This window comes from Bacillus sp. YKCMOAS1, assembly GCF_030268125.1.
Classification (GTDB): Bacteria; Bacillota; Bacilli; order Bacillales; family Bacillaceae; genus Bacillus; species Bacillus safensis.
This window is the reverse complement of the sequence record NZ_BSEI01000001.1, coordinates 182,763-195,824: the sequence shown is the minus strand read 5'-3', so window position 1 is coordinate 195,824 and position 13,062 is coordinate 182,763. Positions and strand designations below refer to the sequence as shown.

Genomic DNA, 13,062 nt, shown 5'->3' with positions numbered 1-13,062 from the left:
AGTGCAAGCGATGGATTTCCGAAGAGAAGATGAAGAGAATAAGATGAATCATCCAGAAAACACGAATCAAGACAATGAAATGAATCATCAAGAAGATACCCATCAAGAGAATGAGAAACAAATAGACGCACCAGAAAAAGAGAAGGAACTCGTTTTACACCAGCATGAAAACGAAGCATCTGCCGCGCAGGAGAGTGTGACGAATCATTCTCCTCAAATGGTGGATGACCGTGCGTCAAAAAAGGAGAAAAAGCGGAAGGCGGCATGGCTCAGTCCGATTCTTGGAGGAATTATTGGCGGGGGTCTTGTACTTGGCATTACACCGCTTTTGCCGCAGTCACAGGATACAGCTGCCAACACGCAAACGCAAACCGCATCAAGTGAGCCGGCAGCCTCAGATAATTTCTCGACAAAACAAATCACCAATGCCACAAATGTTGCTGATATGGTAGAAGATTTAGAGCCCACTATTGTAGGGGTCTCAAACTATCAATCTACACAAAATTCGTTTGGCTTGAGCGGTGATCAAACAGAAGCTGAAGCTGGAACAGGCTCTGGTGTCATTTTCAAAAAAGATGGCAAAAAAGCGTACATTATTACAAATAACCACGTTGTCGAAGGGGCCAATAAATTAAAGGTCACACTATACGATGGAAAAACAAAAGACGCAAAGCTTGTCGGCAGTGATGTCATGACAGATTTAGCCGTTGTTGAAATCAATGCAGACGGCATTGATAAAGTGGCGAGCTTTGGTGATTCTTCTAAGCTTCGTGCTGGAGATAAAGTCATTGCCATTGGGAATCCTCTAGGTGCACAGTTTTCAGGTACTGTGACAGAAGGAATCATTAGTGGTCTTGATCGTACTGTTGAAGCAAATACGTCATCTGGTACAGTGGAGATGAATGTACTGCAAACAGATGCAGCCATTAACCCAGGAAACAGCGGAGGGCCACTGATCAATACAGATGGTCAAGTCATTGGTATTAACAGCTTGAAAATCAGCGAAAGCGGTGTGGAATCACTCGGATTTGCGATCCCAAGTAACGATGTCAAACCGATTGTAGATGAGCTGTTGAAAAATGGAAAAGTTGAACGTCCATACCTTGGCGTACAAATGATTGACCTTGAGCAAGTGCCTGAGACGTATCAGGAAAATACGCTCGGCTTATTTGATAAACAAATTGGCAAAGGCATTTACGTAAAGGATGTTTCAAAAGGTTCACCTGCTCAAAAAGCAGGCTTGAAATCTGGGGATGTCATCATCAAGTTCAAAGGGAAAGATGTAGTGAACAGCTCTCAGTTGAAAGAAATTCTTTACAAAGAAACAAAAGTCGGCGATAAAACCACAATGACTGTCATCCGTGAAGGAAAGAACAAAAATCTAGATATTACCCTTGGACAGTCAGATAGCGAATAAATGAAAAAAACAGGTGGAGGTTAACATATCCACCTGTTTTTTTGTGCTTATTTTTTTGAAGAGAGTGTACGCAGTATGAGGTGTTCCCACATGTTCCACGGCAGAAGCTGTTTTGCTGTGAATGAAAGTCGTACGCCTTTTCCAACAAGATATCTCAGCCGTTTCAGCCGCTTCTTCTCTGCTAACCGAACAACAAGCTCCGCCACTTCACAAGGATCTCCATAGTTTGATTTCTGGGTATCAATATGGGCCATCATCTTTTGATAGAGTTTTGTGTATTTCGATCCTTCTGCTGGCTGAATCATTTGCTCGTTCATGGAGGTGTTCCAAATATTTGTTTGGAAAGAGCCTGGCTCAATTAAAGCCGCCTGGATACCGAACGAAGCTAGTTCAATCCGTAGGCTTTCTGTATAGCCTTCCAACGCAAACTTAGAGGATACATATGGAGAAAGTGCAGGCATTCCCATTAATCCGCTGATACTGCTCATATTGAAAATCTTTGCGCCGCTCGTCATAAACGGCAGCACCGCTTGGGTCATTTCCATCACACCGAAGACATTCACTTCAAATTGCTGGCGGTACGTGTCAACAGGAACCTCCTCCGCAAAACCAGCAAAGGCTGTTCCCGCATTGTTCACAAGCAGGGTAATGGGTGCATAGGCATGAAGTTTCTTCTGAAATGCTTGGATCGACTGCGTATCAGTCACATCTAATGCTTCAATATGTATCATGCCGGATAAAGAGGCTTGCTCGATTTCTTCAGCAAGCTTTTTTGCATTGGCTTCCTGTCTGACGCCGGCAATCACTGTATAGCCCTGCTTGGCGAGACGTATCGTGATGAGCTTGCCAAAGCCGCTATTGGCACCAGTTACAATGGCTGTTTTTTTCATCATCCGGTTCTCCTTTTTGTTTAAATTTATCATAGTGAGATGTTTTATTGAATAACAAAAAGGAGCCTGGAGAAGAATAAAAAGCGATGCTGTGAAATAGGAGGAAGCACATGATGTGTTGGAAGAAGGCGGGACAAATAGGAGTGCTACTCTTTATGCTGTCCGGCTGTCAATCAATTGAACCGTTACAACAAACACATGAAGCAGAGGCAGAAAGTCTGTCAGTTGTTCAAATGAAGAAACTGCCATTTCAGCATATGCATCTCCATGTACAATATGGACAGAAAAACGAATTATACGAAGCGACCTACCGTCAGGCAAGAGGCAAAGAGGAAGCAATCATTCGTGATCATATGAATGGGGTCCGCTATGAAGGGGAAGAAGCCTTGCGCGAGATGAAGATGAAGCTGAATGATATGTCGATTCCTAGTGCAAAGATCAATGAAGCGTATGTAAATGAACTATTAGCTGCTTTTAATTTAGATGATGATTATCAGCGGATTCAGATCGATCTGAAGCTCGAGGATGGGACCAAACGTACATTCCAAAGGAAGAAATAAACGAGACTTTCTCATTTTTTAATTGAAAATGATTTTCAAGATCACTTAAATCTGATACACTAAATTGAGATAAGTGATCTTTTACGTCTGTACATAGACGATATTTCATATAAAAATTTGGATGAGAAAAGGAGCGTTTGAGCGGAATGAGTGCCATTTCTACTGAAGGTTTAAGCTTAGGCTACGGAGAAACAATGATCATCGATGAACTAAATGTATCAATCCCTAAGGGTGAAATCACAGTATTTATTGGCAGTAATGGATGCGGTAAATCCACGCTACTTCGCTCTTTGGCGCGTCTTATGAAGCCAATGGGTGGTTCTGTCCTGCTTGAAGGTCATTCCATTGCAAAATTACCAACAAAAGAAGTAGCGAAACAGCTCGCTATTCTTCCACAAGGACCAGAAGCGCCAGAAGGATTAACTGTGCATCAGTTAGTGAAGCAAGGAAGATATCCTTATCAAAATTGGCTGAAGCAGTGGTCGAAGCAAGATGAAGAAGCAGTGAATCGCGCATTGAAGTCAACAAAGATGGAAGACCTTGCTGATCGGACCGTTGATTCATTATCAGGTGGACAAAGGCAGCGTGCATGGATTGCGATGACGCTGGCCCAAGAGACCGATATCATTTTGTTAGATGAGCCGACGACATATTTAGACATGACGCATCAAATCGAAATTTTGGACCTTCTGTTTGATTTAAATGAGAAAGAGCAGCGCACGATTGTGATGGTTCTTCATGATCTCAATCTCGCATGCAGGTATGCTCATCATCTTGTCGCGATTAAAGACAAGTCAATCTATGCAGAAGGCAGACCAGAAACAGTGATTAATTGTGATCTCGTGAAAAATGTCTTTGATATGAATTGCCAAGTGACAACAGATCCTCTATTTGGAACACCATTATGTATTCCGCACGGTAGAGGACGCTGTATTGTGCAGCAAGCGCAAGCTGAAACATTTCTTGCTGCAAGATAATCGTATGTCAAAAGCCTGACATCTGTGTCTCACAGAGTCAGGCTTTTTTCTGAAAAAGGAGCGGAATGTCAATGGGAAAAGAATTAGAAGAAAAGCTGGAAGGCCTGCTTGATAAATATACAGAGCTGCTGCTCGGTGAATCAACAGACGAGCTGAAACAAGATGTGAAACAATGGGTGATCTACTCTCATATTGCCAAGAGCATGCCGCCGCTAGCAAAGCATTTCAATGAAACGTATCCAGAAGCAAAAGAAGAAATCAAAGAAACAATTCAACGAATCAAACAGTTGAACGAAGCTCATCGCGCCAATAAAGACCGTTAAAAAACTGCCAGCATCAGACTGGCAGTTTTTTTCTTATGACATTTGTGATGATCCGTACGGAGATTGATCTGTCAGTGTTTGCTGGAATTTCTGGTGTGCCTGCTGGAGCTTTTGCTGATCTGCGGCTTCAACAGAATACCAGCCATATCGGAACATGACATCATATAAATGTCTTTGTGTTTTCTGTGTTTCGAGCGCAATTCGCTGAATATCCTGGTAAAGAGATTCATGACTGAATTCATTGAGCGCTGTGTTGTATCCGTTTGTCATATATTTTTCAGTCGACAAGAGATCTGTAACGAAATCACGATCATTCATGTTTGTAGTAGTGGGAACCGGAGTTTGTGGATTCCCGATTTTTTGTTGGTTTTGCTGTTCCATGTTTTTTCCTCCTATTGCATAAAGCCAGTAGACTGGCCTTGCCCTGAGCTGCCTAAATGCTGAAGAATTTGTGTGTAATGCTGATGATGCATTTGGCCAACTTGATTTAATTCTTGTTTCAATGTTTGGTCCTGGCAATGCTCGGCCATAAAATGAGCCTTTTTCATGGCGATCAAGTTCCAGTTGAGCATATCCTCTAAGTACAAGGAATCCTTCACTGAAATGACTTCTGGGGGCATATTCATTGGCTGATTGTTCAACATGTGTCCCTCCTTACGATTTTGTTTCCTTACTGATTCTTTTTATATTGCTGATTTTGACTAGTTTTTTTCCCGCCTAGGTCTGCTTCCTGTGATGGACCTGCGTTTCCTTTTACACTTGCAGCACTTACGCCTGCTTTCGATGGGTTTTTCTTCAAACGAGACATGTGGACATCACCTCCATTCTTACAATTCCCTCTGATCTTTAATTCATACGCCGCAAAATAAGGCACATGAGAATGTGTAAATTTTTGAAATCCGCTATTGAACTGTTTCGGAAAATCTTTTAAGATAAAGAAAGAGGCATTGCTTTTTTTTGGACAAAAAATGAATGACTGTTCATTCAAAATGTTTAGGGGGATATTTATGGGCAAACATATTCGCAAGGCGGCTGTCATTGGTTCAGGTGTCATGGGCTCAGGCATAGCTGCGCATCTAGCCAATATCGGGATACCAGTAACACTGCTAGATATTGTGCCAAATGAACTGACAAAAGAAGAAACGGCGAAAAAGCGAACGCTTGATCACCCTAGTGTTCGGAATCGACTAAGTCAAGAAGCGATGAAAAAATTGTTAAAGCAAAAGCCAGCACCTCTTACTTCAGCAAAAAACCTATCATACATCACACCGGGAAATCTCACAGACCACCTTTCCTTATTACACGATGCTGACTGGATCATTGAAGTCGTCACTGAAAAACTCAGCATCAAACAACACGTATTTTCTCTCATCGACGAACACCGCAAAGAAGGAAGCATCGTTTCAAGCAATACATCTGGTATTTCGGTTGAAAAGATGGCTGAAGGCCGATCAGATGATTTTAAACGCCATTTTTTAGGCACACATTTTTTTAACCCAGCTCGTTATTTAAAGCTCTTAGAAATCATTCCTATTCAAGAAACAGATCCAGAAGTACTTTCATTTATGAAAACATTTGGCGAGGATGTACTCGGCAAAGGTGTGGTTGAAGCAAAAGACACACCGAACTTTATTGCAAACCGCATTGGCACTTATGGGCTTCTTGTCACAGTACGTGAAATGCTTGAGAACAAATACACCATCGGAGAAGTGGATTCTGTCACAGGCCCTCTCATTGGGCGACCGAAAAGTGCAACCTTCCGTACGCTTGATGTCGTCGGGCTCGATACGTTTTTTCATGTGGCCCGAAACGTATATGAACAAGTAGAAGGGAAGGAAAAAGAGATTTTCCAGCTGCCTGAGTTTATTGAAAGAATGCTCGAAAAAGGATGGATTGGCAGCAAGGCGGGACAAGGATTTTATCAAAAAAATGGGAAGGCCATTTTAGAGCTTGATCCTGTGACGCTCACATATGGAGAGCGCACGAAGCTAAAAGATCCGGGCATTGAGCTGGCAAAGCAGCAAAAGGGAACAAAAGCGAAATTGAAAGCGCTTATTTATCAGGATGGCCGTGCAGGGCAATTGCTCTGGAATATGACAGCGCCTGTTCTTCTTTATTCAGCCCATTTAAAAGGTGAAATTGCGGATGATATTCAGTCTATCGATCTTGCGATGAAATGGGGATTTGGCTGGCAGCACGGCCCATTCGAGCTGTGGGATGCGATCGGTGTGAAAAAAGCGGTAGAGCGCATGGAAGCAGAAGGTCACAGCATCCCGGCGTGGGTGCAAGACATGCTCTCAAAAGGACACGATACATTCTATCAAGAGAATGCGGAAGGAGAGCGAGCGTTTTATCAGAATGGCGCTTATGAACAGGAAAAAGGGAACGCCAAACATATTTTTTTAGCTAGATTGAAAAAGAAACATGGTGTCATCTTCAAAAATACGGGTGCGAGCTTGATTGATATTGGTGATGATGTCGCCTTGCTTGAATTCCATTCAAAAAGCAATGCGATTGGGCTTGATGTCATTGATATGATCAATCGCGCTGTAGATGAAACGGAAAAGAATTATAAAGGACTTGTCATCGGAAACCAAGGGAAGAACTTCTGTGTTGGTGCCAACCTTGCCCTGATTTTAATGGAAGCACAGGACGATAATTTCTTTGAAATTGACTTTGTGATCAGGCGCTTCCAGCAGGCGATGATGAAGGTGAAATATAGCGAGCGTCCAGTCGTTGCAGCACCGTTTGGTATGACATTAGGAGGCGGAACGGAGGTTTGTCTTCCGGCAGCGGCTATACAGGCGTCCAGCGAAACTTACATGGGACTCGTGGAAGCGGGAGTAGGACTGATTCCAGGAGGCGGTGGAAATAAAGAATTATATCTTCGTCACCTGCAAGGGTCAGCGAAGCCGTCGCAGACGGCTATACAGGATGCCACGCTGAAAACATTTGAAACAATTGCAATGGCAAAAGTGTCAACTTCAGCTGAGGAAGCGCAGGATATGAACATGCTCCGCGTGAGCGACCGGATTAGTATGAACGGGGATCACCTGATCTATGATGCAAAACAACTGGTGCTCTCTCTTGATGAAGCCGGTTATCGTGCGCCGCTCAAGCAAAAGGTGCCGGTCATGGGAGAAACAGGCTATGCAGCGATGATTTTGGCTGCTGAAAATATGAGACTGTCAGGATACATTTCAGAGCATGACATGACCATCGTAAAAAAATTAGCTCATGTCATTTCCGGCGGGAAACTGCCATTTGGAACAGAGGTAGAAGAGCAATACTTATTAGAGCTTGAAAGAGAAGCCTTTTTAAGTCTTGTAGGAGAAGTGAAATCACAGGCACGTATGCAGCACATGCTCGTCAAAGGAAAACCTTTACGTAACTAAGGGGGAGTCAAAATGAGAGAAGCAGTCATTGTCGCTGGCGCAAGAACACCAGTAGGGAAGGCGAAAAAGGGATCGTTAAAACATGTCCGGCCTGATGATATGGGCGCATTATGTGTAAAAGAAACGTTAAAGCGTGCCGGTGAATACGACGGTCAAATAGATGATTTGATCATCGGCTGTGCAACGCCAGAAGCAGAGCAGGGGTTAAATGTAGCCCGAAATATTGGAGCACTAGCGGGACTGCCTTATACGGTACCTGCCATCACCATAAACCGTTACTGCTCGTCAGGTCTTCAGTCTATCGCTTATGCGGGTGAACGAATTATGCTCGGTCAGGCAGACACGATTTTAGCCGGAGGAGTCGAATCGATGTCGCAGGTGCCGATGATGGGGCATTCCATTCGTCCGAATGCTCTCTTGGCAGGGCAAGCACCTGAATACTACATGAGCATGGGGCACACGGCAGAGCAAGTGGCGCAAAAGTATCAGGTCACACGTCAAGATCAGGACGCCTTTGCGGTGAGGAGTCATCAAAAGGCAGCAAAGGCACTTCAAGAAGGGAAGTTTTCTGATGAAATTGTGCCCGTTGATGTAACAGAGCGACGGGTAGGAGAGCAATATCAATTAGAAGAGCATCAATTCACGTTCTCACAGGATGAAGGTGTGAGAGCAGGCACAACGGAAGAGATTCTTTCCACTTTGCGTCCAGCCTTTTCGACAAAAGGCACGGTGACCGCAGGGAACTCGTCTCAAACAAGTGACGGGGCTGCGTGTGTGATGATGATGGACCGCGAGAAAGCATCATCACTTTCTCTTCAGCCGCTCGCTAAATTCAGAGCATTTGCTGTTGGCGGTGTACCGCCTGAGGTGATGGGGATCGGTCCGGTTGAAGCCATACCGCGTGCGCTGAAGATTGCTGGACTTGAGCTGAAGGATATTGGACTGTTTGAATTAAACGAAGCGTTTGCCTCTCAGGCAATTCAAGTCATTCGCCATTTAGGAATTGATGAAGAAAAAGTGAATGTCAACGGCGGGGCAATTGCGCTCGGACATCCGCTCGGCTGTACAGGAACAAAACTAACGCTGTCACTTATTCATGAAATGAAACGGCGAAACGAGCAATTTGGTATTGTCACAATGTGTATCGGCGGGGGCATGGGAGCAGCAGGAATTTTTGAATTGATCTAAAGGGGGAAATCAGGATGAAAGCATTGGAAGATGTAAAAAAGGGTGGAAGCTTTTTAATTGATGAGACGAATTATGAGCATATCTTTACACCGGAGGATTTCTCTGATGAACATCAAATGATTGGAAAGACCACAGAGGATTATATTTTACAAGATGTGGTTCCGCATATAGATCAAATTGAAAATCATGAGTTCGAGCATTCGGTCAGGCTTCTCAAAAAGGCTGGTGAGCTTGGACTTTTAGGAGCCGATGTACCTGAAGAATTCGGCGGGCTTGGATTGGATAAAATCAGTTCAGCTATCATTACTGAAAAATTCGCTAGAGCAGGCAGCTTCTCACTTTCCTATGGCGCTCATGTCGGTATTGGTTCTCTGCCGATCGTGCTCTTCGGAAATCAAGCGCAAAAGGAAACGTACCTGCCAGGACTCGCCTCTGGTGAAACCATTGCGGCGTACGCACTCACTGAGCCAGGATCAGGCTCTGACGCTCTTGGAGCAAAAACAACTGCGGTTCTGAATGAAGCAGGTACCCATTATGTCCTCAATGGAGAAAAGCAGTGGATCACAAACTCCGCATTTGCCGATGTCTTTGTTGTGTATGCGAAGATTGATGGTGAACACTTCTCTGCTTTTATTGTCGAAAAGGATTTTCCAGGTGTCAAAACGGGACCTGAAGAGAAAAAGATGGGCATTAAAGGGTCATCGACAAGAACATTAATTCTTGAAGATGCCCAAGTACCGAAGGAGAATTTGCTTGGTGAAGCCGGCAGAGGACATGTGATTGCCTTTAACATTTTAAATATCGGACGCTATAAGCTTGCAGTCGGCACAATCGGTGCATCAAAGCGCGTCATTCAATTGTCGGCCGAATATGCGAACCAGCGTAAGCAGTTCAAAACACCAATTTCTCAATTCAGCTTAATTGGTGAAAAAGCAGCCAATATGTCAGCAAAGCTCTATGCGATGGAAAGTGCTGTTTACCGCACGGTTGGATTATTTGAACAGCGGATGGGTCTATTAAGTGACGAAGAGCAAAAAGACGGCAAACAAATTGCTCAATCCATTGCGGAATATGCGATTGAATGCTCTCTCTGTAAAGTCCTTGGCTCTGAAACGTTAGATTATATTGTGGATGAAGGCGTGCAGATTCACGGCGGATATGGATTCATGCAAGAATACGAGGTCGAAAGAGCCTATCGCGATTCACGAATTAACCGGATCTTTGAAGGGACAAACGAAATCAACCGTTTGCTTGTACCAGGTACATTCTTGAAGAAAGCGATGAAAGGAGAGCTTCCGCTGCTTCAAAAAGCGCAGACCTTACAGGAAGAGCTGATGATGATGATGCCGGAAGAGCCAGGCGATCAGCCGCTCGATCAAGAAAAATATTTGCTCGCCCATGCGAAAAAGGTCGCCTTAATGGTAGCTGGTATGGCAGCCATGAAATACGGGAAAGCCTTAGACAAAGAGCAAGAAATTCTTGTGAACATAGCCGATATCGTCAATGAAATTTTTGCTGCTGAATCAGCAATTTTGCGTACGGAAAAGGCAATCGCTGCATCAGGCGCAGAAAAGAACGCTCAAAAGCTGGCTTACACACAAATTTTCACGCAGGAGGCTTTCTTAAAGATTGAAGCCCATGCAAAAGAATCCTTGATTGCGATGGAGGAAGGAGATTCACTCCGCATGAGCCTGTCAGCCCTTCGCAAGCTGACAAGATTTACTCCAATCAATGTCATCGCCAAAAAGCGTGAAGTGGCAAAACGAATCTTTGAAGCAGAGAAATATATCGTATAAGGATGGCTTAAAAGGTGCGGATATCACTCCGCACCTTTTTGTAAGCATACATTTAGGTTTTTAAAATATTTTGTGATAAAATGTTGTCACAATTTGCAGGAGGTGAAAATGGTGGCTTTAGATTTTTACGAATACCCATCTTGCGGTACATGCCGAAAAGCAAAAAAATGGCTTGAAGCACACAATAAAGACATCAACAGCATACATATCGTCGAAGAGACGCCTGATAAAGAAACATTAAAAGCCCTTTACGAAAAAAGCGGTTTAGAGCTGAAGAAATTCTTTAATACAAGCGGACAAAAATACCGGGAGCTGCAGCTGAAAGATCAACTTCCTGCAATGTCAGAGGACGAGCAGCTAGAATTACTCGCGTCTAACGGAATGCTGATCAAGCGCCCGATTACAACAGACGGTAAACGAGTAACAGTTGGATTTAACGAAGATACATTTAAAAGCGTCTGGAAATGATGTAACTTTCATTCAAATTGTGGTATCTTCAATATAGATTGTAAGAAAAGACTGGAGGGGTATTGAATGAGCACACCAAAAGATTTACGTTATTCAGAAGAACATGAATGGGTCAAAGTAGAAGGAGATAAGGTGCGTATCGGTATTACGCATTTTGCTCAATCTGAGCTGGGCGATATCGTGTTCGTTGAGCTTCCTGAAGTAGGAGACAAAATCACAGCGGACGAGCCTTTCGGAAGTGTAGAATCAGTGAAAACAGTTTCTGAACTTTATGCACCGATCAATGGCACAATCGTCGAAGTGAACGATGAGCTGGACGACAGCCCAGAATTCGTCAACGACTCTCCATATGAAAAAGCATGGATGATCGTTGTAGAACCAGCTGATGCATCTGAAATCGAGAACTTAATGACTGCTGAGCAATATGAAGAAATGACAAAAGAAGACTAATTCATGTGAAATTGGACACTCTACCTTTATGGGGGGTGTCCAATTTGTCTTTTCAAAAAGAACAGGTGGATATAACAGAGCATGTCACTGGACGATTCAAAGAAAGCGGCATGGTGCTTTATCATCAAAATGAAGAGATTGGCACAATGATTAGTGAAAACCAATATGAGCTGAAATCGGGATATTCCTATGATCAAAATCGTTTTTATCGTCTAACGGATACATTGACCGATGGGACAGAAAAATATGTAGACTGTGACGATGAAAATGGATGGTGCTAATCACAGAGGAGACTGCAGTGAACAAAAACTGCAGTCTTTTTGATGACGAGGCGCCCAATCTTTACAACCTGAATGAAAGATTGTAATCTAAGGAAGAAGTGAATCAACGTCAAAAGGGCCGGGTGATCGTGATGAATGTCGAGATTGAAAAGGTCATCATTGTAGAAGGTAAAACAGATAAACAAAAGCTAAAAGAAGTCATAAGTGAACCTGTTACCATCATTTGCACCAATGGCACGATCAGTACATCGAAGCTGGACCAGCTTGTGGACGATTTATTGGGGAAAGACGTTTACATATTAGCAGACAGTGACGATGCAGGCGACAAACTGCGGAAGCAATTTCGAAAAGAATTCCCTGAAGCACTTCATCTTTTTGTCGACAGAACGTACCGCGAAGTGGCCGCTTCACCGTCAGCCCACATTGCATCTATCCTATTAGCTGCAAACATTGATGTTCATTCGAAATATTTATGAGGGTGGACGTATTATGAAAGAGATTGAAGAACACGAATTCAAAGAGATAGAGGACGATTTATTTCTTTTATACTTATATACACCGTTTTGCGGAACATGCCAGCTGGCAAAGAAAATGCTGGCAGTCGTAGACGCCATGCAGCCGGATGTACCATTTTACGAAAACAATTTAAACTATTCACCAGGTTTTGCAAAAGCATTTGAGATCGAGAGTGTTCCTTGCTTTCTACTGTTTAAAAAAGGAGAATTGGTGCAAAAAGGCTATGCCTTTCACTCAGTTCCATATCTTCATGAAATGATTGAAACCGCTAAATAAAGCGGTTTTTTGTCATATTTCAAGAAATTCATTTGAAAATTTGTCGAGTTATTTATAAAGGACAAGAAGATGTTTGTAGAGAAATGTTATGTATAACCAAATGACAGGGAGGTTATACATGTGGAAAATGTGAAAGCCCATGGTAACACAGGGCAGCGTTTACTATTAAAACCGCTGCTCTCATCATCATCCTTGAAGATTACATTTGAGGCGGAAACTGACTCTTGTACATTGATTGTGGATGAACGTGGTGAAGTGAAGAAACTACCTGCAATTGAGTTATCGGATCTCATCTTTTATGGTGAGAGGAAAGAGATTCTACAATTATTAGATGGAGATATGTCCTTACAGCAGTTAATCAGCAGGGGACAAGTCAAAGTCAAAGGGTCATTCCGTGCGCTCCTTAGACTAGAGGCAGTGCTTTGGCTGACGAACGGTTTTTTTCGAAAAATGATAACGTAGTTGTTTACTTGGAAATTAGCGATTTACAGCGTTGACATATCTCAGATAGCATGATATTCTACG

General features: G+C 43.2%; 17 protein-coding genes. 13 read left to right on the top strand and 4 right to left on the bottom strand.

The features are described from left to right. The first annotated feature begins 10 nt into the window (after positions 1–10). Positions 11–1,417: a S1C family serine protease gene (locus tag QSJ46_RS01085; RefSeq protein ID WP_047202424.1), complete on the top strand. Its 1,407-nt coding sequence runs from the start codon at positions 11–13 to the stop codon at positions 1,415–1,417. A 47-nt stretch (positions 1,418–1,464) separates the two neighbouring features. On the opposite strand, the gene QSJ46_RS01080 is transcribed toward QSJ46_RS01085, so the two are convergent. Next, the gene (locus QSJ46_RS01080; protein WP_285604375.1) at positions 1,465–2,307 is read right to left on the bottom strand and encodes an oxidoreductase; all 843 of its coding nucleotides are present in this window, start codon (positions 2,305–2,307) and stop codon (positions 1,465–1,467) included. A 113-nt stretch (positions 2,308–2,420) separates the two neighbouring features. Between QSJ46_RS01080 and QSJ46_RS01075 the strand changes: the two genes are divergently transcribed. From QSJ46_RS01075 to QSJ46_RS01065, 3 genes are all read left to right on the top strand, one after another. Next, positions 2,421–2,867, top strand: a complete 447-nt coding sequence (locus tag QSJ46_RS01075) for a YusW family protein (RefSeq protein WP_352230638.1) — start codon at positions 2,421–2,423, stop codon at positions 2,865–2,867. 146 nt (positions 2,868–3,013) lie between these two features. Continuing rightward, positions 3,014–3,844: an ABC transporter ATP-binding protein gene (locus QSJ46_RS01070; protein WP_008347057.1), complete on the top strand. Its 831-nt coding sequence runs from the start codon at positions 3,014–3,016 to the stop codon at positions 3,842–3,844. A gap of 71 nt (positions 3,845–3,915) precedes the next feature. Next, positions 3,916–4,167, top strand: a complete 252-nt coding sequence (locus QSJ46_RS01065) for a DUF2573 family protein (protein ID WP_047202427.1) — start codon at positions 3,916–3,918, stop codon at positions 4,165–4,167. A gap of 33 nt (positions 4,168–4,200) precedes the next feature. Here QSJ46_RS01065 and QSJ46_RS01060 read toward each other — a convergent pair whose 3' ends face one another. Genes QSJ46_RS01060 through QSJ46_RS01050 form a run of 3 tightly spaced genes read right to left on the bottom strand, consistent with a single transcriptional unit; the run spans position 4,201 to position 4,975 of the window. Next, positions 4,201–4,548: a spore coat protein gene (locus QSJ46_RS01060; protein ID WP_041088340.1), complete on the bottom strand. Its 348-nt coding sequence runs from the start codon at positions 4,546–4,548 to the stop codon at positions 4,201–4,203. 11 nt (positions 4,549–4,559) lie between these two features. Next, complete coding sequence (locus QSJ46_RS01055; RefSeq protein ID WP_047202428.1) at positions 4,560–4,811, bottom strand: hypothetical protein; 252 nt, start codon at positions 4,809–4,811, stop codon at positions 4,560–4,562. A gap of 26 nt (positions 4,812–4,837) precedes the next feature. Then, positions 4,838–4,975, bottom strand: coding sequence for a YuzL family protein (locus tag QSJ46_RS01050; protein ID WP_003212904.1), 138 nt, complete (start codon positions 4,973–4,975; stop codon positions 4,838–4,840). Between the two features lie 199 nt (positions 4,976–5,174). Here QSJ46_RS01050 and QSJ46_RS01045 point away from each other — a divergent pair, with 199 nt between their 5' ends. The 9 genes from QSJ46_RS01045 to QSJ46_RS01005 all read left to right on the top strand — a co-directional run bounded on the left by QSJ46_RS01045 (position 5,175) and on the right by QSJ46_RS01005 (position 12,999). Further along, positions 5,175–7,562 carry a 3-hydroxyacyl-CoA dehydrogenase/enoyl-CoA hydratase family protein gene (locus tag QSJ46_RS01045; RefSeq protein WP_285604157.1) on the top strand — a complete coding sequence of 796 codons (2,388 nt, stop codon included), beginning with the start codon at positions 5,175–5,177 and terminating at the stop codon, positions 7,560–7,562. A 12-nt stretch (positions 7,563–7,574) separates the two neighbouring features. After that, positions 7,575–8,750: an acetyl-CoA C-acetyltransferase gene (locus tag QSJ46_RS01040; protein ID WP_285604156.1), complete on the top strand. Its 1,176-nt coding sequence runs from the start codon at positions 7,575–7,577 to the stop codon at positions 8,748–8,750. A 14-nt stretch (positions 8,751–8,764) separates the two neighbouring features. Then, the gene (locus tag QSJ46_RS01035; RefSeq protein ID WP_039181287.1) at positions 8,765–10,546 is read left to right on the top strand and encodes an acyl-CoA dehydrogenase family protein; all 1,782 of its coding nucleotides are present in this window, start codon (positions 8,765–8,767) and stop codon (positions 10,544–10,546) included. A 111-nt stretch (positions 10,547–10,657) separates the two neighbouring features. Next, positions 10,658–11,014: an arsenate reductase family protein gene (locus QSJ46_RS01030; protein WP_024423406.1), complete on the top strand. Its 357-nt coding sequence runs from the start codon at positions 10,658–10,660 to the stop codon at positions 11,012–11,014. Between the two features lie 66 nt (positions 11,015–11,080). Then, on the top strand, positions 11,081–11,464 hold the full coding sequence (gcvH, locus tag QSJ46_RS01025; RefSeq protein WP_008347039.1) for a glycine cleavage system protein GcvH: 384 nt from the start codon (positions 11,081–11,083) through the stop codon (positions 11,462–11,464). Between the two features lie 44 nt (positions 11,465–11,508). Further along, a complete protein-coding gene (locus QSJ46_RS01020; protein ID WP_039181284.1) occupies positions 11,509–11,745 on the top strand; it encodes a YusG family protein in 237 nt (78 codons plus the stop codon). 131 nt (positions 11,746–11,876) lie between these two features. Further along, positions 11,877–12,221 (top strand): ribonuclease M5, encoded by a 345-nt coding sequence (locus QSJ46_RS01015; RefSeq protein ID WP_034281437.1) that lies wholly within the window; start codon positions 11,877–11,879, stop codon positions 12,219–12,221. 13 nt (positions 12,222–12,234) lie between these two features. Beyond that, positions 12,235–12,537, top strand: a complete 303-nt coding sequence (locus tag QSJ46_RS01010; protein WP_024426005.1) for a thioredoxin family protein — start codon at positions 12,235–12,237, stop codon at positions 12,535–12,537. Positions 12,538–12,657: 120 nt separating this feature from the next. Next, the gene (locus QSJ46_RS01005; RefSeq protein ID WP_024423403.1) at positions 12,658–12,999 is read left to right on the top strand and encodes an SCP2 sterol-binding domain-containing protein; all 342 of its coding nucleotides are present in this window, start codon (positions 12,658–12,660) and stop codon (positions 12,997–12,999) included. Positions 13,000–13,062 lie beyond the last annotated feature (63 nt).